This window comes from Variovorax sp. PvP013, from assembly GCF_050435945.1.
Classification (GTDB): Bacteria; Pseudomonadota; Gammaproteobacteria; order Burkholderiales; family Burkholderiaceae_C; genus Variovorax.
Window position 1 is genome coordinate 1 of sequence record NZ_JBNDLF010000011.1, and the last position, 22,866, is coordinate 22,866.

Annotated in this window: 22 protein-coding genes; 16 read left to right on the forward strand and 6 right to left on the reverse strand. The window is 73.5% G+C overall.

Annotation, left to right across the window (positions count from 1 at the left end):
• Positions 1-133: 133 nt before the first annotated feature.
• Together ABID77_RS19970 and ABID77_RS19975 are read right to left on the reverse strand one after the other, a co-directional pair.
• On the reverse strand, positions 134-520 hold the full coding sequence (locus ABID77_RS19970) for a phosphonate transporter (protein ID WP_429599627.1): 387 nt from the start codon (positions 518-520) through the stop codon (positions 134-136).
• 99 nt (positions 521-619) lie between these two features.
• Positions 620-1,228 (reverse strand): CHAP domain-containing protein, encoded by a 609-nt coding sequence (locus ABID77_RS19975; RefSeq protein ID WP_429599630.1) that lies wholly within the window; start codon positions 1,226-1,228, stop codon positions 620-622.
• Positions 1,229-1,354: 126 nt separating this feature from the next.
• On the opposite strand from ABID77_RS19975, the gene ABID77_RS19980 reads away from it, so the two are divergent.
• The 3 genes from ABID77_RS19980 (at position 1,355) to ABID77_RS19990 (ending at position 4,518) form a co-directional block, all read left to right on the forward strand.
• On the forward strand, positions 1,355-2,023 hold the full coding sequence (locus ABID77_RS19980) for a response regulator (RefSeq protein WP_429599632.1): 669 nt from the start codon (positions 1,355-1,357) through the stop codon (positions 2,021-2,023).
• Complete coding sequence (locus ABID77_RS19985; protein ID WP_429599634.1) at positions 2,020-4,047, forward strand: ATP-binding protein; 2,028 nt, start codon at positions 2,020-2,022, stop codon at positions 4,045-4,047. The genes ABID77_RS19980 and ABID77_RS19985 overlap by 4 nt, the downstream gene beginning before the upstream one ends.
• A 147-nt stretch (positions 4,048-4,194) precedes the next feature.
• On the forward strand, positions 4,195-4,518 hold the full coding sequence (locus tag ABID77_RS19990) for a hypothetical protein (protein ID WP_429599636.1): 324 nt from the start codon (positions 4,195-4,197) through the stop codon (positions 4,516-4,518).
• Positions 4,519-4,536: 18 nt separating this feature from the next.
• Here the strand turns inward: ABID77_RS19990 and ABID77_RS19995 are convergent, their stop codons facing one another.
• Positions 4,537-5,586 (reverse strand): VWA domain-containing protein, encoded by a 1,050-nt coding sequence (locus tag ABID77_RS19995; protein ID WP_429599638.1) that lies wholly within the window; start codon positions 5,584-5,586, stop codon positions 4,537-4,539.
• A gap of 217 nt (positions 5,587-5,803) precedes the next feature.
• Positions 5,804-6,064 (reverse strand): hypothetical protein, encoded by a 261-nt coding sequence (locus ABID77_RS20000; protein ID WP_429599641.1) that lies wholly within the window; start codon positions 6,062-6,064, stop codon positions 5,804-5,806.
• A 292-nt stretch (positions 6,065-6,356) separates the two neighbouring features.
• Between ABID77_RS20000 and ABID77_RS20005 the strand changes: the two genes are divergently transcribed.
• From ABID77_RS20005 to ABID77_RS20065, 13 genes are all read left to right on the forward strand, one after another.
• Positions 6,357-7,346 (forward strand): aliphatic sulfonate ABC transporter substrate-binding protein, encoded by a 990-nt coding sequence (locus tag ABID77_RS20005; protein ID WP_429599645.1) that lies wholly within the window; start codon positions 6,357-6,359, stop codon positions 7,344-7,346.
• 303 nt (positions 7,347-7,649) lie between these two features.
• Positions 7,650-8,624 (forward strand): AraC family transcriptional regulator, encoded by a 975-nt coding sequence (locus tag ABID77_RS20010; RefSeq protein ID WP_429599648.1) that lies wholly within the window; start codon positions 7,650-7,652, stop codon positions 8,622-8,624.
• A gap of 51 nt (positions 8,625-8,675) precedes the next feature.
• The gene (locus tag ABID77_RS20015; protein ID WP_429599649.1) at positions 8,676-9,260 is read left to right on the forward strand and encodes a carboxymuconolactone decarboxylase family protein; all 585 of its coding nucleotides are present in this window, start codon (positions 8,676-8,678) and stop codon (positions 9,258-9,260) included.
• On the forward strand, positions 9,250-10,332 hold the full coding sequence (locus tag ABID77_RS20020) for an acyl-CoA dehydrogenase family protein (RefSeq protein ID WP_429599651.1): 1,083 nt from the start codon (positions 9,250-9,252) through the stop codon (positions 10,330-10,332). Before ABID77_RS20015 ends, ABID77_RS20020 begins: the two co-directional genes overlap by 11 nt.
• A complete protein-coding gene (locus ABID77_RS20025) occupies positions 10,329-11,171 on the forward strand; it encodes an ABC transporter ATP-binding protein (protein ID WP_429599653.1) in 843 nt (280 codons plus the stop codon). The genes ABID77_RS20020 and ABID77_RS20025 overlap by 4 nt, the downstream gene beginning before the upstream one ends.
• A gap of 76 nt (positions 11,172-11,247) precedes the next feature.
• Positions 11,248-12,519 (forward strand): ABC transporter substrate-binding protein, encoded by a 1,272-nt coding sequence (locus ABID77_RS20030; protein WP_429599655.1) that lies wholly within the window; start codon positions 11,248-11,250, stop codon positions 12,517-12,519.
• Positions 12,516-13,283, forward strand: coding sequence for an ABC transporter permease (locus ABID77_RS20035; RefSeq protein WP_429599658.1), 768 nt, complete (start codon positions 12,516-12,518; stop codon positions 13,281-13,283). Before ABID77_RS20030 ends, ABID77_RS20035 begins: the two co-directional genes overlap by 4 nt.
• 374 nt (positions 13,284-13,657) lie before the next feature.
• Complete coding sequence (locus ABID77_RS20040; RefSeq protein ID WP_429599660.1) at positions 13,658-14,299, forward strand: chemotaxis protein CheB; 642 nt, start codon at positions 13,658-13,660, stop codon at positions 14,297-14,299.
• Between the two features lie 232 nt (positions 14,300-14,531).
• Complete coding sequence (locus tag ABID77_RS20045) at positions 14,532-15,344, forward strand: ABC transporter permease subunit (RefSeq protein ID WP_429599917.1); 813 nt, start codon at positions 14,532-14,534, stop codon at positions 15,342-15,344.
• The gene (locus tag ABID77_RS20050; RefSeq protein WP_429599662.1) at positions 15,341-16,096 is read left to right on the forward strand and encodes an ABC transporter ATP-binding protein; all 756 of its coding nucleotides are present in this window, start codon (positions 15,341-15,343) and stop codon (positions 16,094-16,096) included. The genes ABID77_RS20045 and ABID77_RS20050 overlap by 4 nt, the downstream gene beginning before the upstream one ends.
• A gap of 98 nt (positions 16,097-16,194) precedes the next feature.
• Positions 16,195-17,232, forward strand: coding sequence for an NrtA/SsuA/CpmA family ABC transporter substrate-binding protein (locus ABID77_RS20055; protein WP_429599664.1), 1,038 nt, complete (start codon positions 16,195-16,197; stop codon positions 17,230-17,232).
• 15 nt (positions 17,233-17,247) lie between these two features.
• On the forward strand, positions 17,248-19,776 hold the full coding sequence (locus tag ABID77_RS20060; protein WP_429599667.1) for a molybdopterin-dependent oxidoreductase: 2,529 nt from the start codon (positions 17,248-17,250) through the stop codon (positions 19,774-19,776).
• A gap of 98 nt (positions 19,777-19,874) precedes the next feature.
• Entirely contained in the window at positions 19,875-20,804 is a 930-nt protein-coding gene (locus tag ABID77_RS20065; protein WP_429599669.1) for an AraC family transcriptional regulator, read from the forward strand.
• Between the two features lie 137 nt (positions 20,805-20,941).
• On the opposite strand, the gene ABID77_RS20070 is transcribed toward ABID77_RS20065, so the two are convergent.
• Both ABID77_RS20070 and ABID77_RS20075 read right to left on the reverse strand, forming a co-directional pair.
• Entirely contained in the window at positions 20,942-21,643 is a 702-nt protein-coding gene (locus ABID77_RS20070) for an SDR family NAD(P)-dependent oxidoreductase (protein WP_429599672.1), read from the reverse strand.
• On the reverse strand, positions 21,640-22,827 hold the full coding sequence (locus tag ABID77_RS20075) for a sialidase family protein (protein ID WP_429599674.1): 1,188 nt from the start codon (positions 22,825-22,827) through the stop codon (positions 21,640-21,642). Before ABID77_RS20075 ends, ABID77_RS20070 begins: the two co-directional genes overlap by 4 nt.
• Positions 22,828-22,866: the final 39 nt, after the last annotated feature.

Genomic DNA, 22,866 nt, shown 5'->3' on the forward strand with positions numbered 1-22,866 from the left:
GCGCACAGCGGGTTGACCATCACGATCTCGCCGTCGGCGCGCAGCTGCGCCAGACCGATCGGCGCGATGTAGAGGAACTGCAGCAGCGCCTCGTATTCCTTCTCGACGGCTTGCGACATCGCCCGGACTTCCCTCAGGTCCGCCGGTCGATCGCGACGAACCGGCCGGTGACTCCCGGCCCGGCCAGCATCCGCAGCCGGACCTTCACCGGGCGCATGCGCAGGGTCAGCACGTAGTCGATGGTGGCGTCGAGCTCGCTGCCGTCGGCCGCCGCGTCCTCGAAGCGCTGCGCCACCATGTAGTTGTTCATGCAGACGGCGACCTCGTCGAACAGGGGCAGACCCACGACGCGGTTTCGCGACAGGCCGGAAGCCTTCGATTCGTGGGCGCTGTAGCGCCGCACCACGCGCTCGGCGTCGAAACCGATGACGCCGAAAGCCAGCGTGTCCAGCTCGGCATCGGACATGGCATCGAGGCGGCGCAGGAGGCCGGAGTCGTCGAAAGAAGGGTTGGAACTCATGGGCCGGAAGAATACCGACCCGCCCGGCGACGCAGCGCCGGAAATCGAAAACCAAAGACCTCACCAATTCACGCCATAGTCTTTAATCATCAAAAAAAGTCAGGGCACGACGCCGCGAAACCACGCGTAAACCGATTTCGGCTGCCGCCGGAACGCCTCGCCGGCATCGACCTGGATGGCGTCGAAGGGCACCGCGGCGAAGTGCGCGGCCGAGCAGTGGACGACCTTGGCCGTCCGGCCGTCGGCGCCGACCCCGGTCACCAGGCCGACGTGACCGTAGCGCTCGCCGCTGCCCTGCTGCGGATAGACCACCAGGCCGCCGCGCACCGGCGCGTCGAGCCGGCGGAACTGCGCGCCGCCGCCGGTGGCGTCGGCCCAGATCGTGTCGGTGTTGATCCACTGGTCGTGGCCGCCGATGCCGCCGCCCCGGATGCGGCGCGAGATGCCCAGCGCCCAGCACACGAAGCCCGAGCAGTCGCAGGCCGGCACGACCAGCGCGGGATCGTCGAGGTCCAGTCCGGCCGCCTCGGCGAGCGGCCGCAGCGCTGCCTGGCGGTCGGCCGGCAGCCCGGGCCACTCGCGGCCGACCGCCAGCGGCTCGGCCGGCGACGCGGCGCGGGGGTCGTGGCCGCCGCTGCCGGCCCAGTAGAGCGTGCCGCGCCCGGGCATGGACAGGGCGCGGGACAGGACTTCTTCCACGGTGATCATGGCGGCTCCGGATGCGACGAAGCGCACGACGATACGGCGCACGGGCGTCCCCGGCCATCGCGTCAAGACGTGATGGCCGGCGCGCAGGGGCGGTGCCAGAATGGCCGGTCGCCGCCAGGAGGAAAGATGCCGACCAGGGTGCTGATCGTCGAGGACGAGCCGGAATTCATGCACCGCTTCTCCAGCGCGGTGCTCGCCGATCCGGCGCTCTGCCTGACGGCGGCCGTCAGCACGGGCGCAGCCGGCATCGCGATGCTGGACCTGCAGACGCCGGAGGTCCTGCTGGTGGACCTGGGCCTGCCCGACATGAAGGGTGTGGCGGTCATTGAGCACGCCGCGCGGCACCATCCGGACTGCGACGTGCTGGTGGTCACCATGTTCGCCGACGACGACCACGTGGTCGCCTCCATCGAGGCCGGGGCCAGCGGCTACCTGCTCAAGGACGCGTCGGCCGAGCGGATCGCGGCCAGCATCCACGAATTGCGCGCCGGCGGCGCGCCGATCAGCCCGGGCATCGCGCGGCGGGTCCTGGCGCGTTTCCGGGCGCGGTCCGCGACCCCGGCGGTCCCGGCCGCGACGCCGACGGCGCCCGCGGCCGAGGCGTCGCCGCTGACCCCGCGCGAGAGCGAGCTGCTGCGGATGATCGCCAAGGGCTTCACCTTCGAGACCATCGGTACGCTGCTGGACATCTCGCCGCACACCGTGGTGGCCCACGTCAAGAAGATCTACCGCAAGCTCGCCGTCCACTCGCGCAGCGAAGCGGTGTACGAAGCCGGGCAGCTGGGGCTGCTGTGACCCGGCGTGCCGGTGGCCGCCCCGGGCGGTGTGATCGGCACGGCTGGCGGCGGGTGCTGGCGGCGCTGCTGCTGGGCGCCTGGGTCGGCGCGGCCTGGCCGGCGGTGATCGAGTTCGCCCGCATGCAGCGGGCGATGCCGTCGGCGACGGCCACGACGGCGAGCGCGATGCCGCCGCCGCCGCCGGGGCAGGGGCAGGGCGATGCCGGCTCGGCGATCTGGACCGACGTCGCCCTGCCGGACTTCACCGCCTCGCCCGAACCGCCTTCGTCGCGCGCGCTCTGGTACCGGGGCGACTTCGACATCGGGCCGGACGCCGGGGCGCGCACCCCGTGGGTGCTGTGCCTGCCCTTCTTCCACGAGGGTGGCGAGGTCTGGATCAACGGGGTGCTCGCCGGCAGCGTGCCCGAGAGCACGCCCGCGCTGCGCGTGCGCTGGGAGCGTCCGCACCTGATCCCCCTGCCGCCCGGCCTGCTGCGGCCCGGCCGCAACGAGGTCGCGGTCCGCGTCGGCGACCTGCTGGAGCCGGGCCTGCGGCGCTTCCCGCGCCTGGTGATCGGGCCGGACGCGGAGGTGCGCCCGCGCGCCGACCGGCGCACCTTCTGGGTCCGGACCATGCCCCAGGTCACGGTGGTGGTCTGCCTGCTGGTCTCGGGCTTCGTGCTGTTCATCTACTGGCGCCGACCCAGCGAGCGGCTCTACGGCCTGTTCGGCCTGGCCAGCGCGCTGTGGGGCGTGCGGACCCTGACCTTCGTCGTCGAGCGCATGCCGGTGGAGAGCTGGTACCTCTGGCGCGTCGTCTACCACGCGGCCACGGGCGGGTTCATCGTCGTGCTGGCGCTGTTCGCGCTGCGTTTCGCCGCGATCCACCGGCCGATGCCCAAGCGGGTGCTGCTGGCGTACTGGTTCGTCGGCCCGCTGTGGCTGTGGTGGGCCGGTCCGGGGCAGGAGGATTGGGTCGGCCGCGTCTGGACGGCCGGCCTGATCCCGATCGGCCTGGCGATCCTGTGGCTGTCGGTGCGCACGATGTGGCGCCAGCGCACCTTCGCCGCGGCGGTCATGCCCGCCACGCTGGTGATCGCGGTGCTCGCGGGCGTGCACGACTACCTGCTGGCGTGGAACGCCGGGGCGCTGGCCCGGGTGCTGCCGCACGGGTGGGTCGACCAGCGCATCTTCCTGCTCCACCACGGCGCCAACCTCGTGCTGCTGGGCATGGGCGGGCTGCTGACCGCCCGGTTCCTGCAGGCGCTGTCGCTGCTGGAGTCGGCCAACGGGCGCCTGGCCGACCTCAACGACACCCTGGAGTCGCGCGTGGCGCAGCGCGAGCGGCGGCTGGCCGAGAACTTCGAGCGCATGGCCGAACTGCAGCGCGAGAGCGCCGCCGCGCAGGAGCGCCAGCTGATCATGCGCGAGATCCACGACGGCCTGGGCTCGCGCCTGTTCACCTCGCTGCTGCGGGTGGAGCGCGGCGACATGGACCCGCGCTCGGTCGCCGGCGCCTTCCGCGACTGCATCGCGGACATGCGGCTGGCGCTCGAGGTGCTGGCGCCCGACGACGATCTCCAGGCCGCGCTGAGCAACTTCCTGTTCCGCTGGCAGACGCAGCTGCGCGACGCCCGGGTGGTCTTCGACTGGTCGGTGGACGCCGAGCCCGAGCGCCTGGCGCTGTCGCGCCAGCAGGGCCTGCAGCTGCTGCGCATCGCGCAGGAGGCCCTGACCAACGTGCTCAAGCACGCCGACGCCCGTCACGTGCATGTCGAGCTGCGCCGCCGCGGCGACCGGCTGGAACTCGCGGTGAGCGACGACGGCCGCGGCACCGACGCGTCGGCGCGCCGGGTGGGGCGCGGCATCGTCAACATGCAGGCCCGTGCCCGGCAGCTGGGCGGCGAGCTGGAACTGCACTCGGACGCCGGCGGCACCGTCGTGCGGCTGCGCGTGCCGCTCGGCCGGACCGACTCGCCCGGCCAGGCGGGGACGGCGCGCGACGCGGTCTCGACCCCGGTCCCGGCCGCGACGCCGCCGTGACGGACGCCGCGTCGCGCGTCGCCGTCGCCATCCCGCGAACGCGCGATCGGCCCGACGCCCTCGCGGCATTCCCGGCGCGCGCCGTCCTTCCTAGAGTCCTCGATGCGCTTCCTGGAGAAGCGACCGTCTCGGGAAAGGAACGCCATCGTGACGCTCGACAACGACTGGCTCGGCGCCATCGCCTGGCTCTACCTCCTCACCAACGCCACGCGCCTGGTGACCTACCTGCCGCAGATCGTGGTGGTGTGGCGCTGCACCGACGGCGCCCGCTCGGTGTCGGTGCTGACCTGGGGCTCGTGGGTGCTGTCGCAGGGGACGGCGATGCTCTACGGCACGCTGGTGCTGCGCGACCTGCCGTTCGTGCTGATCTCGCTGATCAACTTCGTGGGCTGCGCCTGCGTCACCGTGATCGCCCTGCGGCGCCGCGCGGAATGGAAGCGTCGCGGCCGGCCGGAACCCTGCGCGGGCTGAGCGCGCATCGAGGCGACGTCAGCGCAGGCGGCCCGACCACAGCAGCGACAGCACCGCCGCCACCGACGCGAGCAGGGCAGCCGCCAGCGCCAGCACGCCGGCCAGCTCGGTCTCGCGCGTGAGCACCTGCAGGCGCGAGCCGAGCTGCTGGTAGACGACGCGCAGGTTCTCCGCCGTGCCGGCGTGGTGGTACTCGCCGCTGGTCATGCGGGCCACCTCGCGCAGGGTCGGCTCGTCGAGTTTCATGTAGATCGCCATGCCGTCGGGCGAACTCGCCTCGCCGTCGACCGTGCCCAGGCCGATGACGTAGATCCGCACGCCGCGATCGGCGGCCATCTTCGCGGCGGCCAGGGTGTCGATGCCCGCCGTGCGGCGGCCGTCGCTCAGCAGGATGATGGCCGCGGCGTCGTAGGAGCCGGGCGGCACGGGGTGGAGCCGGGGCGGCGGCGGCTGCGAACGCTCGTCGAGGCTGCGCCCCTTCCTCGGCGCGGTGCCCGTGAGGTCGCCCGCCATCATCCGGCCGAGGTCGATGCCGTGTTCAGGGAAGATCTCCGCCAGGCACTGCACGATGGCGTCGCCCACGGCGGTGCCCAGCTGCATCTGGAAGGCGTCGATGCTGGCCACCAGCGCGGCGCGGTCGAGCGTGGCGCGCTGGGCGACGTGGCTGCTGCCGGCGAAGGTGACCAGCCCGACCTCGATGCCCGGGGGCAGCTCGCGCAGGAAGGACTTGGCGGCCTCCTGCGCGGCCACCATGCGGGTGGGCTGGACGTCGCCGACGCGCATGCTCAGCGAGACGTCCATCGCCAGCAGGATCGAGGACCGGGCCCAGGGCAGCGGCACCCGGGCCACCGGCCGCGCCGCCGCCAGCAGCAGCAGCACGCAGGCCAGCAGGAACAGCGCCGGCGGCACGTGGCGCCGCCAGGTGCGCCGGGACGCCGCCCGGACGGCGTCGAGGTTGCTGTAGGCCAGCACGGCCCGCGTGCGTCGCCGCAGCAGCCAGAGATAGAACGCGGGCAGCAGCACCGGCAGCAGCAGGAGCCAGAGCGACTGGGGCCAGAGAAAGGTCATGGGCGGCACCTGGCAATTCCTGGTGGGGAGTCGGTCACCGCCGTCGCCGTGCCCCCGAGGGACACGCGGGAACACGGACGAGCCGGCGCGGTGCGGCACCATCGTGCCCGTCCGGCGGGCCGCATGCAATCGCCATGCCGATGGACCGCGCGAGCAGGCGGGTCACCGGGCGCCGGCGGGCGGCGCACGTCGCGCGCGCCCGTTCCGGCCGCTGCGGCTATTGCTTGACCGGCGCCGCGGGCGCGTTCGGTGCCGCGGACGCGGCGGCCTGCCGGTCCACCGCCTCCTGCCGGTCCTTCTTGTTGGCCTGGTGGCGGCCGACGACGCAGCCCGCCGCGGCGCCCAGCACGCCGTGCTTGCCGACCACGTGGCCGGCGACGCCGCCGACGGCGGCGCCCTTGATGCAACCCTTGGCGCTGGCGATGCCGCCGACCGAGATCAGGTCGACGAACGCGAGGGCGACGATGGACGTGCGCATGGAATTTCCTTGGAGTTGTTGTGGAAGGTCATTGGACGCGAACACGCCGGGCGTCGCGGACCCGGCACCGGCGAATCCGCCGCCGTCCTACGCGATCGGTCGAGCATCCCTCCGGAAAAGCGTCGTGGCGAGCCGCTCCGTGCCGGGTCGCCGATTCCGCCCATCCCGCCGCCGGCCGGGCACGCAACGTCGAAGAACGCATAAGCAAGCGCGCACGACGCATTCGACAGGCGCCCGGAGCGCCGCCTAAGCTTCCCGGCATTCGCCCGAACGGGTCGTCCAGGAGCCTTTCTTGCCCATCGCATCTTCGTCCGCCGGCCTGCGTCGCCGGCATCTCGCGGCCCTGCCGTTCGCACTCGGCCTCGCCGGTCTCGGCGGCGGCGTTCCGGCGCAGGGCGCGCCGCCCAGGGAGGTCCGCATCGGCTTCCAGAAGGGCTCGGCCATCCTGGTGCTGGCGCGCAGGCAGCAGGCCATCGAGAAGCGCCTGAAGGCCTCGGGCGTGCCGGGCGTCAAGTGGGTGGAGTTCCAGTTCGGCCCGCCCATGATGGAAGCGCTGGGCGCCGGGGCGATCGACCTCGGCTCGGTCGGCGACACGCCGCCGGTGTTCGCGCAGGCCGGCGGCGCCGACCTGGTCTACGCGGCGGCCAATCCCTCGGCCCAGCACGCGGTGCTGGTGCCCAGGGATTCGCCGCTGAAGACGCTGGCCGACCTGAAAGGGAAGAAGGTCGCCTTCGGCAAGGGGTCGAGCGCCCAGAACGTCACGATCAAGGCCCTGGCCACGGCCGGCCTCGCGTTCCAGGACATCGTGCCGATCTACCTGTCGCCGGCCGACGCCACCGCGGCCTTCAACGGCGGCAACGTCGACGCCTGGGTGGTCTGGGACCCGTACTACGCCATCGCCCAGCAGCGCTACGGGGCCCGCGCCATCGCCGACACCACCGACCGCCGCTTGGCCAGTTCCTCCTACTACGTCGCCAGCCGCGACTTCGCCACGCGCCATCCGGCCACGCTGGCGGCGGTGCTCGACGAGCTGGGCCAGGTCACGGCCCGGGCCGGCCGCCACCGCGAGGAACTGGCCGCGCTGGCGGCCGAGGCCACCGGCATCGACGTCAGATCGTGGTCGACCGCCTTCGCCCGCGCCGACTTCTCGCTCGGTCCGGTCACCGACGCCCACGTGGCGCAGCAGCAGCAGCTGGCCGACACCTTCCAGGCGCTGGGCATCATCCCGCGCAGGATCGACGTGCGCGACGTCGTCTGGCACGCGCCGTCGACGGGGCGCTGAAGGCTGGACCGGGCCCGTGTGGTTCGCGAAGGACGGGGCCGGCGCGTGCGAAGCGGCGGGGACGACGATCGATCGCTCCCGACCTCGGAGGCGTCGGGCTCGGACGAGGTCACGGCGGGGCTGCGCCGCCGTGTCGGTCCCGGCGACGGCCGAGCGCTTCGAGGCGCGTGCCCGGATCGCTCGAAGCCGCCCGCCGCGTCCGCGGTGTCCGAGGTGTCCGAGGTGTCCGCATCCCGCCGGCATAAGCTCAGACCCACAACGTCGTTGATTCCGTCACGGGGAGACGCCACACTCGCGGACCCGATGAACGCCGTCCCCGGTCCCCCGCACACGTCCGCCAGCGAATCCGAACGCGAGGCCGACCGCATCGTCGACTGGCTGCTCGGCGGCCTCGAATGGAACGCCAGCGTGTTCCACGTCGGCCAGTACTGCGGCCGCTGGCGCGCCTCGACGGCCGGCCACGCCTGCGCCAGCTTCCACCTGATCCTGGAGGGACGCTGCTGGCTGCACTTCCCCGGGCGCGCGGCCGTGCCGCTGTCGGCGCGCGACGGCGTCTTCCTGCGCAGCGACGTGCCGCACTTCCTGTCGCCCTACGACGACCCCGGCATCGACTGCGCGCCGCGTCCGATGCAGCCGCTGTCGGCCACGCCGGCGCTGGGCGAGACCGGCCTGGCCTGCGGTTTCTTCTCCTTCGACGGCCCGTTCCGCGACCTGGTGCTCGACGCCTTCCCCGATTGCCTGGTACTGCGCGCCGACGACCGCACGCTGGCCTCGGCGGCGATGCTGTTCGACCTGATGCGCGGCGAGGCGCACCGCGCCGGGTCGGCGCCGTCGGCCCTGATGGACCGCCTGGCGGGATTGCTGTTCTTCTACGGGCTGCGCCACGTCGCCCGCGACGACGCGCGCACGCGCGGGCTCTGGGCGCTGCTGCGCCGGCCGGGCTTCGCGCCCCTGGTCGCGCAGCTGCTGCAGGCCCCCGAGCGCGCCTGGACGGTCGACGTCATGGCGCGGCACGTCCATCTGTCGCGCGCGGCCTTCTTCCGGCAGTTCGCGCAGGCCTGCGGCCAGTCGCCCCTGCAGTTCCTGCAACTGCTGCGCATGCAGGTCGCCATGCGCCGGCTGGCCCAGGGCGAGTCGATCGCGCAGGTGGCGCAGGCGGTCGGCTACGATTCCTACGCGGCCTTCTCGCGCGCGTTCAAACGGCTGGTCGGCGCCCAGCCCGGGGCCTGGCAGCGCACGCGCACGATCGGGCACAAAGCCGCGACGCCCGGTCATTGAACCGCCGCCGTCGCGGGACAAGAATCACCCCTTTTCCCCGGACGCCACGCCATGACCCGCCTGACCCTCCACACCGAAGATTCCGCCCCCGAGGCCAGCCGCGCCTTCGTCGCGCGCGCCGCCGCCAACAACGGCTTCCTGCCCAACCTCATCGGCGTGCTGGCGAATTCGCCGCAGGCGCTGGAGACCTACCTCACGGTGTCGCAGATCGCCGCGCGGGGCACGCTGACGCTGGCCGAGCGCGAGGTGGTGCAGATCACCGCCGCGCGCATCCACGGCTGCGACTTCTGCGTCGCCGGCCACAGCGCCGCGGCGCTGAAGCAGGCGAAGCTCGACGCCGCCGCCGTGACGGCGCTGCAGCGCGGCGACGCCACCGGCGACGCCCGGCTCGACGCGGTGCGCGTCTTCGCCGAAGCCGTCATCGCCACGCGCGGCAACGTCGACGACGCGGCGCTGGAGGCCTTCCGCGCCGCCGGCCACGCCGATCAGCAGGCCCTCGAGGTGGTGCTGGGCGTGAGCCTGGCGACGCTGTGCAACTTCGCCAACAGCCTCGCGCGCAGTCCCGTCAACCCGCAGCTGCAGCCCTACCTGCCCGGGAACCTGCCGCGCGACGGAGGTGCCGCGCATGGCGCCTGAGACTCCCTGGGACTGGCTCGCGGCGCATGCCGAGGCGCTCGACGCCGACGCGACGCAGGCCGCGCAGGTGGTGCCGCGGCTGGCCGGGGCCGGCCTGTTCCGGCTCGGCGTGCCGCCCGAGGCCGGCGGCGAGGGCGGCATCGCCGACGCCATCGAGGCGATCGCGCGCGTGGCCGGGCATTCGCTGGCCGCCGCCTTCACCTTCTGGGGCCAGCGCGCCTTCATCGAGTACCTGCTGCAGTCGCCCAACGCGGCCCTGCGCGAGCGCTGGCTGCCGTCGCTGCTCGACGGCACGCGCTCGGGCGCGACGGGGCTGTCGAACGCGATGAAGTTCCTCGGCGGCATCGAGGCGCTGGCCATCCGCGCCCGCACGCGGCCCGACGGCGCGGGCTGGGTGCTCGACGGTGCCGTGCCCTGGTGCACCAACCTGCGCGCGGGCAATTTCGTCGTCGCCGCGGCGGTCCAGCGCGAGGACGGCCGACCGCCGCTGATCGTGGCCCTGCCGTCGGAGCGCGCGGGCGTGCTGCGCAGCGACGACCTCGACCTGATCGCCCTGCGCGGCAGCAACACGGCGGCCCTGCGCATCGACGGCGCCGCCATCGACGAGGCCGACCTCGTCCACGCCGACGGCCGGCAGTTCCTGCCGCGGGCGCGGCCGGCCTTCCTCGGCCTGCAATGCGGGATGTCGATCGGCCTGGCGCGCGTGGCGCTCGACCACGCCGCCCAGCGCAGCGGCGCCGGGCGCGAGGTGCTCGAAGGACCGATCGCCGCCCAGCGGCGGGCCCTGCGCGAGGCGACCGACGCGTTGCTCGCCGGCGTCGCCGACGGGCGCTTCCTGGCGCGGCCGGCCGAGCTGTTCCAACTGCGCCTGGCGCTGGCCGACGTCGCGCAGCGCGCGGTGCAGCTCGAACTCCAGGCCAGCGGCGGCCGGGCCTACCACCGCGACCAGCCGCTGGCCTTCGCGCGCCACTGGCGCGAGGCCGCCTTCATCCCCATCGTGACGCCCAGCGTGACCCAGCTGCAGGGCGAGCTCCTGAAGCACGCCGCCGCCGCGCGGACCGCCGCCGCATGAGCGGGGCGCCGCAGGACCACCCCCGCGACCGCGCCGGCGACGGCGCCGTGCTCGCGGCGGACGACCTGGCGTTCGCCCATGCCGGTGCGCCGCCGGTGTTCGAGGGCGTGTCGCTGCGCGTCGCGCCGCGCGAGATCGTCTGCCTGCTGGGCGGCAGCGGCTGCGGCAAGTCGACGCTGCTGCGCGTGCTCGCGCGGCTCGAACCCGCGCCGTCGTCCGCCGCCGGCCAGGCCCGGGGCCGCGTGGAGTTCCTCGGCGCGCCTCTCGCCGCGCCGCATCCGCGCGCCGCGCTGGTGTTCCAGCAGCCCAGCCTGCTGCCCTGGCTCGACGCCGCGCGCAACGTCGGCTTCGGCCTGGATTTCGCGCGCCAGCCGACGCTGTCGAAGGCGGCGCGCGAACGGCGCGTGGCCGAGGCCCTCGACGCCGTCGGACTCGCGGGGCAGGGCGGGCGCTACCCGTCGCAGCTCTCGGGCGGCATGGCGCAGCGCGTGGCGCTGGCCCGGGCCCTGGCGCGCGAGCCGCAGTTGCTGATGGCCGACGAGCCCTTCTCCGCGCTCGACGCCATCACCCGCGCCGGGATGCAGGACCTGCTGGTGACCCTGGTGCATCGCTGGCATACCGCCGCGCTGCTGGTGACGCACGACATCGACGAGGCGCTGCGGGTGGGCGACCGCATCCTGCTGATGGGCGGCCGGCCCGGGCGCATCCTGCGCGAGTGGCGCATCGACGTCGCCCGGCCGCGCGAGGCCGATCCGGCGGCGCTCACCGCGCTGCGGCTGGAGATCCTGGCCGCGCTGCACGCGGTGCGCAGCGACGCGCGCACCGATGCCGCGGCCTGATCGCCGCACCGGCCCGACATCCCGTCGTTCCCGACTTCCAACTTCCTTCCTTTCTTCCTTCCTGAAAGTCCTGCGCATGAACCCTCGCGCCTCCTCTCCCGAATCCGCCCCGGCCGCAGCGGCGGATGCGCCGCCGCACGTCTGCGCCTCGCCGGCCTGCGGCTGCGGCCTCACGCGGCGCGACCTGCTGCGGCTGTCGGCGCTGGCCGGGGCCGGCGTCGCCGCGCCGTTGCTGAGCGCCGGCGACGCCCGCGCGCAGGCCTTCAAGGGCGACGACCAGCCGGTGAGGATCGGCTACCTGCCGATCACCGACGCCACGCCGCTGCTGGTCGCGCACGGCCGCGGCCTGTTCGAGCGGGAAGGCCTCAAGGCCGAGGCGCCGCGCCTGTTCCGCTCGTGGGCGCAGATCGTCGAGGCCTTCGTCTCCGGCCAGGTCAACGTGGTGCACCTGCTCTCGCCGGCCACGCTGTGGGTGCGCTACGGCGCGAAGTTCCCGGCCAAGGTCGTGGCCTGGAACCACGTCAACGGCTCGGCGCTCACGGTGCTGCCGGAGATCGCCAAGGTCGCCGACCTCGGCGGGCGCACCGTCGCCGTGCCGTTCTGGTACTCGATCCACAACATCCTGCTGCAGGACGTGCTGAGGAAGGACGGCCTCGTCGCCGTGACGCGCCCGCGCGGCGCGGCGCTCGGACCGAAGGAGGTCAACCTTGTCGTGCTGGCGCCGGCCGAGATGGTGTCGGCCCTGGCGGCGAAGTCGATCGCCGGCTTCATCGTCGCCGAGCCCTTCAACGCCGCCGCCGAGATCGCCGGCGTCGGCAGGGTGCTGCGCTTCTCCGGCGACGTCTGGAAGGACCACGCCTGCTGCGTCACCTTCCTGGCCGAGCGCGACGTGGCGGACAAGCCGGAGTGGGCGCAGCGCGTGACCAACGCGCTGGTCAGGGCGCAGCTGTGGACGCGCGACAACCGCCTGGAGACCGCGCGACTGCTGTCGAACGCCGGCGAGCGCCGCTACACGCCGCACCCGCCGCAGACCCTGGCCAAGGTGCTGGCCGCCACCGACTACATCGACTACGAGAAGAGCGGCGTCGTGCAGCACAAGGGCTGGGCCCAGCGCCGCATCGACTTCCAGCCCTATCCGTACGCCTCGTACACCGAGCAGCTGGTGCGTTCCATCAAGGCGACCAAGGTGGAGGGCGACGCGGCCTTCCTCGACGCGCTCGACCCGAAGTTCGTCGCCGGGGACCTGGTGGAGACGCGCTTCGTGCGCAAGGCCATCGAGGGCGTCGGCGGGCCGCAGGTGTTCGGCATCCCGGCCGACTACACGCGGCGCGAGACGATCGGCGCTTGAAAGCGACCGCCAAGGCCGTCGCGGGCCGCTTCCTGCCGCCGGCCGCGGGCATCGGCCTGGTGCTGCTGCTGTGGTCGCTCGGCAGCCGGCTGCTGACGGCGCGCACGCCCGTCGCGGCGGCCTTCGCGCCGGGGCCGTCGCTGCAGGCGCTCGCCGGGCTGCTGGCCGGCGCCGACATCTGGCACCACACCTTCCTGAGCCTGCAGCGCGTGGGCGTCGGATTGCTGCTGGCCTTCGTGGTGGGCGTGCCGCTGGGCGTGCTCACGGGGCTGTCGCGCGGCTTCGCGCGGGCCAGCACGCCGGTGTTCCAGTTCCTGCGCATGATCTCGCCGCTGTCGTGGATGCCCATCGCGGTGATGGTGCTGGGCGTGGGCGACGCACCGGTCTATTTCCTGCTCGCCTTCGCGGCGGTCTGGCCGATCCTGCTGAGCACGGCCGCGGGCGTCGCGCAGCTCGACCCGCACTGGCGGCTGCTCGCCCGCAGCCTGTCGGCCACGCGCCGGGAGACCGTGCGGCACGTGATCCTGCCGGGCATCACGGCGCAGATCCTCACCGGGGTGCGCCTGTCGATCGGCATCATCTGGATCGTGCTGGTGCCCGCCGAGATGCTGGGCGTGTCGGCCGGGCTGGGCTACTTCATCCTCGACACGCGCGACCGGCTGGCGTACTCCGAACTCATGGCCGCCATCGTGCTCATCGGCGCGCTGGGCTACCTGCTGGACCACGGCGCGCGCTGGCTGCACGCGCGCTGGCTGCACGCCTAGGAGGTCCCCGGCGCATCCTCCGTCCCGAGGAGGCCGGGGCGCCCGGAGCGGGCGGACGCGGGGAGAATCGACCGCCGGGCGATCCGACGTCGGTCCTCGCACCGGATCGACGTCCGCGAAGAACGAGAACCACGTGGATCTCGGCCATCATCGATCCGGCGACGGGCGGAGGAGCGACGTCATGAGAGCACCGGTCCCGCATGCCCCCGGCGGACGCCGCCATCCGGTCGGTCCGAGGCACGGGGGCACGCCGGACGATCGGTCGCGCGCCTGCGAGGACGGCCACACCGACGGCCACGGCCATCCACCGCCGCGCCGGCCGCACGAGCGGCCTCGCCACGCCGACCACGACGATCGGCGGTAGGAAACGAAGGATGCGGGTCCCGGACGAAGCGCCCCCGGCGTCGGGCACGGCCTCAGCGGCCCGCAGGGTCGTCGTCGTCGCCGGGTCGGTCGAGGGCATCGACGCCCTGGCGCGCCTGATCAACGGCCTGCCCTCCACCTTTCCCGTGCAGGTGGTGGCCCACGTGCGCGGCCTGCGCAATGCGTCGATGACGCGACTGGTGCGCAACAAGCTCTATTTCCCCGCCACGCCGGAGGTCGTCTTCGCGCGCGACGGCGAGCCGGTGCGCGCGGGCGGCTTCTACGTCGCCCCGGCGGGCCGGGAGCCGATCTTCACGGACACGGGCATCCTGGGCATCGTCCGCGCGGGTCCGCACGCCGGCGCCGATCGGCTGTTCGAATCGGCCGCCTTCCGGTACGGGGCCGGAACGGTGGGCGTGGTGCTCAGCGGCCTGGGCGACGACGGCACGCGGGGCCTGCTGGCCATCACCGAGGTCCACGGCACGCGCGTGGTCCAGAGCCCGAGCGAGGCCTCCTTCACGGCCATGCCCGCCAACGCCCTGCTGGGCGACCACATCCAGCACGCGGTGGTGCTCGACCGGCTGGGCGTGCTGCTGCGGGAACTGGTCGAGGCGCCGCCGACCGGCGGCGCGGCCGCCCGGGGGCGCACCTGAAGCGGCGGCGAGCCGGCGCGATCGAGGGTCCGCGCCCCGACCAAGCGCGGTTTGCGCATACGCAGCCTCGGTTTCCTTCCTTGGACCGGTCCGGCCCGCGGGCTAAGGTGCGTCGTCCCGCTCGTTCGACGGGTGTCGCCTCTTCCGAAAGTCCGTTCTCCCGATGTCGCATGTGTTCGAACCTCTCTCTCCTCCGGCCACGGCCACGGCCACGGTCCGCGGGCGGCCGCGCGTGCCCGAGCCCGGCCCCCGGCCGGCCCGGCGGGCGCTCTCGCCGCGCCGGCTGCTGCTGATCTCCTGGCTGGTGCCGGCCCTGCTGGTGGCCGCGTGGGAGCTGGCCGCGCGCGCGGGCCACCTGTCGATCCACGTGCTGCCCGCGCCGAGCAAGGTCGTGGCCACCGCGTGGCGGCTGATCCAGGACGGGCGCCTGATCGGCGACATGGCCACCAGCCTGTTGCGCGCGGCGACCGGCTTCGCGATCGGCGGCACCATCGGCTTCTCGCTCGGCACGGTGGTGGGCTTCTCGCGCCTGGCCGAGGCGGTGCTCGACCGCAGCATCCAGATGGTTCGCGCCATCCCGTTCCTGGCCATGCTGCCGCTGGTGATCGTCTGGTTCGGCGTCGACGAGGGCGGCAAGATCTTCCTGGTGTCGCTGGGCGTCATGTTCCCGATCTACATCAACACCGTCCTGGGCATCCGCCAGGTCGATCCCAAGCTGATCGAACTCGGCCGCGTGACCGGACTGGGCACCGCCACGCTGATCCGCCGCATCGTGCTGCCCGGAGCGCTGCCCTCCATCCTGGCGGGGGTGCGCTACGCGCTGGCGGTGGCGTGGCTGGCGCTGGTGGTGGCCGAGACCATCGCCACCAGCTCGGGCCTGGGCTTCCTGGCGATGGACGCGCGCGAATTCCTGCGCACCGATGTCATCGTCCTGACCATCGTGATCTACGCGGCCATCGGTGTCGCTTCCGACGCCGTGGCGCGGCTGCTCGAGCGCCGGCTGCTCAAGTGGCATCCCAACTACGCCGCGGGAGGCCGCCGGTGAGCGCGGCGGCATCGCGGCACCGCGTCGCCGCCGGGCCGGACGAGGCCCCGGCGGTGGTGGTACGAGGCCTGCGCCGGCGCTACGGCGAGCGCATCGTCATCGGCGGCCTCGATCTGCGCATCGGCCGCGGTGAGTTCGTGGTGCTGCTCGGCGAGAGCGGCTGCGGCAAGACCACGCTGCTGCGCGCGCTCGCCGGACTCGACCCCATCGACGGCGGCCGCATCGAGGGCGCGCGTCAGCCGGCGGTGGTGTTCCAGGAGCACCGGCTGCTGCCGTGGGACTGCCTGTGGCGCAACGTCTCGCTCGGCCTGGACGACGCCGTCGGCCAGGCGCGGGCGCGGGAGGCGCTGGCCGAGGTCGGCCTGGGCGACCGGCTCGACGACTGGCCGCGCAACCTCTCGGGCGGCCAGGCGCAGCGCGTGGCGCTGGCGCGGGCCCTGGTGCGCGAGCCCCGGCTGCTGCTGCTCGACGAGCCCTTCGCCGCGCTCGACGCCCTCACGCGCATCCGCATGCACGGGCTGGTCAAGGCGCTGGTGCGGCGTCACCGGCCCGGCGTGCTGCTGGTGACGCACGACGTCGACGAGGCCATCGCGCTGGCCGACCGCGTGCTGGTGATGCGCGACGGCGCCATCGCCAGCGAGTACGCGGTCTCCAGCGCGGCCGGCGAGCGGCGCACGCACCCGGAGGCCGTCGCGCTGCGCGAGGCGCTGCTGGCGCAGCTGGGCGTGGCGGCCGAGGACCTCGCGGCCTGAGCGGCGTCGCGTCGACCGTCCGAACGTTCCGCCGCCCGGCCTCGGTCGTCCCCGTCCATTCCGCTTTTCCGTTCTTCCATTCCTTCTCCGTATCTTCGATGACCGACGCCGACCGCACGACCCATTCCGCGACCACTTCCGTCACCTCGCGCCGCGATTTCCTGCAGGCCGCCGTGCTCGGCGCCGGTACCCTGGCCTGCGGGCTGGCGCCGGCCCGGTCGGCGCCCGCGGCCAAAGCCGGCCGCAACACCGACACCGTGCGCCTGACCTGGGGCCGCGGCGGCCTGCCGGCGCTGGCGAAGACGCGCGGCGACTTCGAGAAGCTGCTGGCCAGGGACGGCATCAAGGTCCAGTGGATCGGACCGTTTCCCAACCATGCGCCGTCGCTGCAGGCCGTGACCGGCGGCAGCGCCGACTTCGGCTTCGGCGGCAGCACGACGCCGGCGCTCGCCGCCATGCTGGCGGGGTCGCCGCTAGTGTTCACGCAGTTCGCCATCGTGGAGCCGCGCAGCACGGCCATCATCGCCAAGGACGGCTCGGGGATCGATCGCGTGCAGGACCTGGTGGGCAAGTCGGTGGCCGTCAACCGCTCGGGCCTGGGCGAGTTCCTGCTGGTGGCGGCGCTGGAGAAGCACGGCATCGACCGCGCCAAGGTCAAGTTCGTCTACCTCAACCCGCCCGATGCCGGTCCGGCCTTCGCGCAGGGCAAGATCGACGCCTGGTCGATGTGGAGCCCGGGCGTGGACATCGCGCGCAGCGAGTACAAGGCCCACGACATCTTCTTCGAGGGCCGCGACCTGCCGTTCCTGATCGACTTCAACTCCTACGTCACGCACCGCCGCTTCGCCGAGGAGAATCCGGCCATCGTGCGTGCGGTCAACGCGGCCTACGCGGCGGAGGCCGGCTGGGTCGGGGCCCACCCGGTCGAGGCCGAGACGCTCAACCAGCAGGACGCCGGCTACAGCGACGCGGTGCGCGACAGCCTGATCAGGCTCAAGCGCCGCTGGGACGTGAAGGGCGTGCAGGACGCGAAGTTCATCCAGGAATTCCAGCAGGCGGCCGACTGGCTGTCCGAGCGCAGGATTCTGCCGGAGAAGGTCCGGGTCGCCGACCACCTCGCCCGCCTCCCGGCCTGACGCGACGTCGACCCGATGCCGGCGGCGCTGACCTCGACGCACTGGGGCGTCTACGAACCGGTCGTGGTGGACGGCCGGCTGCGCGAGATGCGCCCCGCGCCCTGGGACGCGGCGCCGTCGGCGATCGGCCGATCGATGCCCGGCGCCGTCGATTCGGCCACGCGGGTGCGGCGTCCGGCGGTGCGCCGAGGCTTCCTCGATCCGGCCACGCGGCATCGCAGCGGCGCCTCGCGCGGGCTGGAGCCCTTCGTCGAGGTGCCCTGGGACGAGGCGCTCGACCTGGTGGCCGGGGAGCTGCGGCGCGTGAAGGAGGCCCATGGCAACCGAGCGATCTTCGGCGGCAGCTACGGCTGGTCGAGCGCGGGGCGCTTCCATCACGCGCAGAGCCAGCTCCACCGCTTCCTCAACGGCTTCGGGGGCTACGTCGCCAGCCGCGACAGCTACAGCCTGGGGGCCGGCCGCGTCCTGATGCCGCACATCGTCGACGGCATGGACGCGCTGCTGCAGCACCACACCTCCTGGGACGTGCTGGAGGCGCACTGCGAGCTGTTCGTCGCCTTCGGCGGCCTGCCGGTGCGCAACACGCAGGTGAGCCCGGGCGGCGCCAGCGACCACGGCGCCGCGCCGGCCATCGCCCGCATGGCCGCGGCGGGGCGCACCGCCTTCGTCAACGTCAGCCCGGTGCGCGCCGACCTCGATGCCGTGGCCGGCGCCCGGTGGCTGCCGGTGCGCCCCGGCACCGACACGGCGCTGATGCTCGGCCTGGCCTTCGTGCTGATCGACGAGGGCCTGCACGACGAGGCCTTCTGCCGCAGCCACGCGGTCGGCTTCGACGCCGTGCGCGACCACGTCCTGGGCGTGGCGGACGGCGTTCCCAAGACCCCGGACTGGGCCGCCGAACGCTGCGGCATCGACGCGGCGGCCATCGCCGACCTGGCACGCCGCATGGCGAGCCGGCGCACGCTGATCAACTGCAGCTTCTCGCTGCAGCGCGCGCGGCACGGCGAGCAGCCCTTCTGGATGACGGTGACGCTGGCCGCGCAGCTCGGGCAGATCGGCCTGCCCGGCGGCGGCTTCGGCCTGGGCTACGGCTGCATGAACTACATCGGCAGCGGGCACGGCGACTTCTCCGGCGCGCGCCTGCCCCAGGGCGACAACCCGGTCGCCGACTTCATCCCGGTGGCGCGCGTGGCCGACATGCTGTTGCGGCCCGGCTGGGCCTTCGACTACGACGGCGCCTCGCATCGCTATCCCGACATCCGCCTGGTGTACTGGGCCGGGGGCAACGTGTTCCACCATCACCAGGACCTCAACCGCACCATCGAGGCCTGGCGGCGGCCCGAGACCGTCGTCACCCAGGAGCCCTACTGGACCGCGCAGGCCAGGTACTCGGACATCGTGCTGCCGGCCACCACGCCGCTGGAGCGCGACGACATCGGCAGCGCCGGCAGCGAGCGTTTCATGATCGCCATGCGCGCGGCCATCGCGCCGGTGGGCGAAGCGCTCGACGACCACGCCGTGTTCGCGCGGCTCGCCGGCCGCCTGGGCTTCGAGCGCGCCTTCACCGAGGAGCGCGACGCGGGGCAATGGCTGCGTCACCTGTACGAGGCGTCCCGTCCGCGCGCCGAGGCGGCCGGGATCGCGCTGCCCGATTTCGACGCGTTCTGGCGTGCCGGACGCGTCGACCTGGCGCAGGCGGCCCGCCGGCCGCGCGGACCGGTCGTCCTGCTCGATCGCTACCGGGCGGATCCGGTCGCCCATCCACTGCCCACGCCGTCGGGCCGTATCGAGCTTTTCTCGGAACGCATCCACGGCTTCGGTTGCGACGACTGCGCCGGCCATGCGCGCTGGTACGAGCCCGAGCCTGCCGACGGGCCGCTCCACCTGCTGTCGAACCAGCCGGCGACCCGGCTGCACAGCCAGTACGACCACGGCGGCGTGAGCCGCGCCTCGAAGATCGCCGGCCGCGAGCCCCTGACCCTGAACGCCGACGACGCCCGGGCACGCGGCATCGCCCCGGGCGACGTGGTGCGGGTCTTCAACGCCCGCGGCCAGTTCCTCGCGGGCGCGGTGGTCTCCGAGGACGTCCGGTCCGGCGTGGTCCACATGGCCACCGGCGCCTGGTACGACCCGATCGACCCCGCGACGCCGGGCAGCCTCGACAAGCACGGCAACCCCAACGTCGTGACGCGCGACGTCGGCAGCTCGCGCCTGAGCCAGGGCTGCGCCGCGCAGAGCACGCAGGTGGAGGTGGAGCGCTGGCGCGGCGCGTTGCCGGTCGTCACCGCCTTCGATCCGCCGGCGTTCGCGGCGAGGCGGACGGGCGCCGGCACGGCGGGTCATCCCGGTGGATCGATCTTCCCCGGCACGGGCGGTCCCGCATCCGGCCTCGATGGACCGAGCGGCAGGAACGTGCCGGACGCGGCCGCGCCGGGCGACGCGCCGGTGCCCGAGCCGTCGATCAGGACGGGCGTCGAGGCCATGGAGCGTGGCGGTGACGACGACGCTGGCGGCGAAGCGATCCGGAGAAGCCCCGGGGCGTGACGGCGTGTCCCGGCGCGGCGCGTGCCGCGTCGCGCGGCTGCTTCTAAGATGCGCGGCTCCTTTTCCCCGATCCCGCCGGGACGCGCGGGCGAACCGCCATGGCCACCACCCGCCGCAGACCGAACGCCGAGTTCGAGCACGACCTGATCCGTCACCCTAGCCTGGGCTACGAGGCGCCCGACACGGTCGAGTTCGTGCGCTGCGTCGAGCACGCGCGGCCGACCTCGCTGGAGCGCTGGCACTACCACGACGAGTACGAGCTGCAGCTGATCGTCGGGGCACGGGGCCGGGCCTTCGTCGGCGACCACGTGGGCCACTTCGAGCCGGGCCACCTGGTGCTCACCGGCCCGCGCCTGCCGCACAACTGGATCACGACCGAGGTCGTGTCCGAGGTCGCCGACGACGTCCGCAGCCTGGTGGTCCAGTTCCGCGGCGAGCCGCTGACCGCGGCCATGCAGTCGATCCGGGAGCTGGAGGAGCTGCGGCCCCTGCTGGAGCGCGCGCGCCGCGGCGTGGAGTTCTTCGGCATCAGCGAGGACGTGGCGGCGCGCTTCCACCGCATCAAGCGCAGCCGGGGCCTGCAGCGTTTCGCCGAGTTCGCGGCCCTGCTCTCGCTGCTCCAGCGCTGCGAGGACGTGCGGCTGCTGTCGTCCGATTCGGCCGTCGATCCGGGCGAGGGAACGGTCGGCGCCACGATCCAGAAGATCCTGCGCTACGTCCACGACAACCACGCCGAATCCCTGTCGCTCGCCGAGGTGGCGGCCCACGTGGGCCTGAGCAAGGGCAGCGTGTCGCGCTACTTCGGCAACACCACCGACGGCAACTTCACCGGCTTCGTCAACCGCGTGCGCGTGAACAAGGCCTGCGAGCTGCTCGCGCGCAGCGCCTCGCCCATCTCCAGCATCTGCTACGAGGTGGGATTCAACAACCTGGCGAACTTCAATCGGCGCTTCCGCGAGATCAAGCACGTCACGCCCAGCGAGTTCCGGCAGCAGGCGACGGCGCGTTCGGGCGGCCCGCGGTTCTGAGACCCGCGGCCGACGCGCCGGGGTCGTGCCGGGACCCGATGGTCGCAGCTTGCCCCGCGAGGCCGGGAGCGACGCAGACACCCTCTCGCCCGCACCTCGTCGACCGTCGCGACCCCTCGCGCGGCGTCGACGGATCCCTAGAGCGACGCTCCGCCGCAGATCACCAGCTCCTGCCCGGTGATCGCTGCGGCGGAGGGCGACAGCACGTAGGCCACCAGGTCGGCCACTTCCTGCGGCCGGATGTAGCGGCCCATCGGCGGCAGCTTCGGCGGCGAGCTGGCGCGGCCGGGCTGCAGCAGCATCGGCGTCTCGGTGGCGCCCGGCGCCACCACGTTGACCGTGATGCCATGCGGTGCGAGTTCCGCCGCCCAGCTGCGGGCCATGCCGACCATGGCGGCCTTGGTGGCGACGTACTGGCTGCGGCCGGCCGCGCCGCGCGAGGTGCGGCTGCCGATCAGCACGATGCGCCCGCCCGCGGCCATGCGCGGCGCGAAGGTGCCGGCGAGCAACTCGCTGGTCGCGACGTGGAGGTGCCACAGCCGGGCGCCGGCGGCGGGGTCGAGTTCCCCCAGCGGCGCCGCGTGCATCAGGCCGGCCGCGTGCACCAGGGCGTCGGGCACCGGCAGTTCCGCCAGGCAGGCCGCGACCCGGGCGTGGTCGGCCAGGTCGACGCGGTGGCCGTGGAAGCCGTCGCCCAGTCCGTCCACCGCCGAGCGGCTGATGCCGTCGACGATCCAGCCGGCGTCCAGCAGCGTGCGGGCGATCGCCTGTCCGATGCCGGAGCTCACGCCGGTGACCAGCGCGCGGCGGGGTCCGGACGCCGACGTCGTCCCGCTCATGCCTTGGCCCACGCTTCGTCCACGACCACGTACTTGATGGCCTGGCGGAAGTAGGTGTAGGACAGGTGCAGGCGGCCGTCGGCGGACTGCTTGACGCTGGGATAGGAGAACTCGCGGTTGAGCTTGGCCTCCGAGTTGTTGGTCATGCAGTAGCCGTCGCCCTCGTCGAGGTTGCGCCGCCACGGCCAGGTCCGGCCGCCGTCGGCCGAGATCGCCAGCGTCATCGGCGCGCGCGGAGCGCCCCAGAAGGCCGCGCGCTCGACCACCGGCGCCTCGGTCAGCACGTTCGATTCGTCGCCGTGGCGGTTCTCGTCCTCGATCTCGTCGTAGAGCGACTCGCGCCGCTCGGTGGCGTCGGCGGCGCTGCTGGCGTTGAAGATCAGCGCCAGGTCGCCGTTGGCGAGCGTCGCGACCTGGATCGACGAGTTGTTGTTCGGCAGCTCGGTCGGCACCGGCGCGGACCAGGTCTCGCCGTCGTCGCTGGAACGGCTTTCGTGGATGGCGTCGGCCCAGCGGCTGCGGAAGAGGGCGAGCAGGCTGCCGTCGGCCAGCGGCGCGATGCTCATGTGGACGCAGCCGGTGCTCTCGGGCACCGGCACCTCGCGCCAGGTGCGGCCCCGGTCCTCGGAGATCTTGACGGCGCTCACGTCGTGGTTGCCGCTCCATTTCTCGCCGGGCCGGGTGCGGCAGTAGTAGATCGGCAGCAGCCACCGGCCGCTGGCCGTGACCACCGGCGGCTGGCGCACGAAGGTGCCCGGGGTGGCGAACAGCGTGCCGATCGCGCCCCAGGTCCGGCCCAGGTCGGTCGATTGGCGGTAGCGCACCACGGCCGTGTCCTGGTTGCCCGAGGCCTGCGCGGTCCAGATCAGCCACAGCACGTCGTCGGCCAGGAACAGGATCGGGTTCTGCTCGGAGCGGTCCGGGTCGTCCGACAGCGGCACCGCCGGCGTCCACCGCGTGCCGCCGGCGGGCAGGCGCGACATGAAGATGGAGATGTCCGCCACGCCCTCCTGGGTGCCGGCGAACCAGACGCACAGCAGGTCGCCGTCGGGCAGGGGCAGCAGGTTGGAGGCGTGGTTCTGCGGCCGGTCGGTCGGCAGCATCGCCTGGCGGCGGGCGGCGTCGTCCGGGTGGGGGGCGAGGACGCCGTCGCGGCGGATGTCCTCGGTGCTCGTCTCGGTCATGATCTGGTTCTCCGGGGCTTCGGGCGGGTCGCGGGCGGC

Coding starts and splice junctions, on each gene's coding strand:
- ABID77_RS20065 (WP_429599669.1), top strand. CDS start 19,875: ATGGCCACCACCCGCCGCAGACCGAACGCCGAGTTCGAGCACGACCTG.
- ABID77_RS20020 (WP_429599651.1), top strand. CDS start 9,250: ATGGCGCCTGAGACTCCCTGGGACTGGCTCGCGGCGCATGCCGAGGCG.
- ABID77_RS20025 (WP_429599653.1), top strand. CDS start 10,329: ATGAGCGGGGCGCCGCAGGACCACCCCCGCGACCGCGCCGGCGACGGC.
- ABID77_RS20000 (WP_429599641.1), bottom strand. CDS start 6,064: ATGCGCACGTCCATCGTCGCCCTCGCGTTCGTCGACCTGATCTCGGTC.
- ABID77_RS20015 (WP_429599649.1), top strand. CDS start 8,676: ATGACCCGCCTGACCCTCCACACCGAAGATTCCGCCCCCGAGGCCAGC.
- ABID77_RS19970 (WP_429599627.1), bottom strand. CDS start 520: ATGAGTTCCAACCCTTCTTTCGACGACTCCGGCCTCCTGCGCCGCCTC.
- ABID77_RS20060 (WP_429599667.1), top strand. CDS start 17,248: ATGCCGGCGGCGCTGACCTCGACGCACTGGGGCGTCTACGAACCGGTC.
- ABID77_RS20055 (WP_429599664.1), top strand. CDS start 16,195: ATGACCGACGCCGACCGCACGACCCATTCCGCGACCACTTCCGTCACC.
- ABID77_RS19995 (WP_429599638.1), bottom strand. CDS start 5,586: ATGACCTTTCTCTGGCCCCAGTCGCTCTGGCTCCTGCTGCTGCCGGTG.
- ABID77_RS20030 (WP_429599655.1), top strand. CDS start 11,248: ATGAACCCTCGCGCCTCCTCTCCCGAATCCGCCCCGGCCGCAGCGGCG.
- ABID77_RS19980 (WP_429599632.1), top strand. CDS start 1,355: ATGCCGACCAGGGTGCTGATCGTCGAGGACGAGCCGGAATTCATGCAC.
- ABID77_RS20010 (WP_429599648.1), top strand. CDS start 7,650: ATGAACGCCGTCCCCGGTCCCCCGCACACGTCCGCCAGCGAATCCGAA.
- ABID77_RS20075 (WP_429599674.1), bottom strand. CDS start 22,827: ATGACCGAGACGAGCACCGAGGACATCCGCCGCGACGGCGTCCTCGCC.
- ABID77_RS20070 (WP_429599672.1), bottom strand. CDS start 21,643: ATGAGCGGGACGACGTCGGCGTCCGGACCCCGCCGCGCGCTGGTCACC.
- ABID77_RS20040 (WP_429599660.1), top strand. CDS start 13,658: ATGCGGGTCCCGGACGAAGCGCCCCCGGCGTCGGGCACGGCCTCAGCG.
- ABID77_RS19975 (WP_429599630.1), bottom strand. CDS start 1,228: ATGATCACCGTGGAAGAAGTCCTGTCCCGCGCCCTGTCCATGCCCGGG.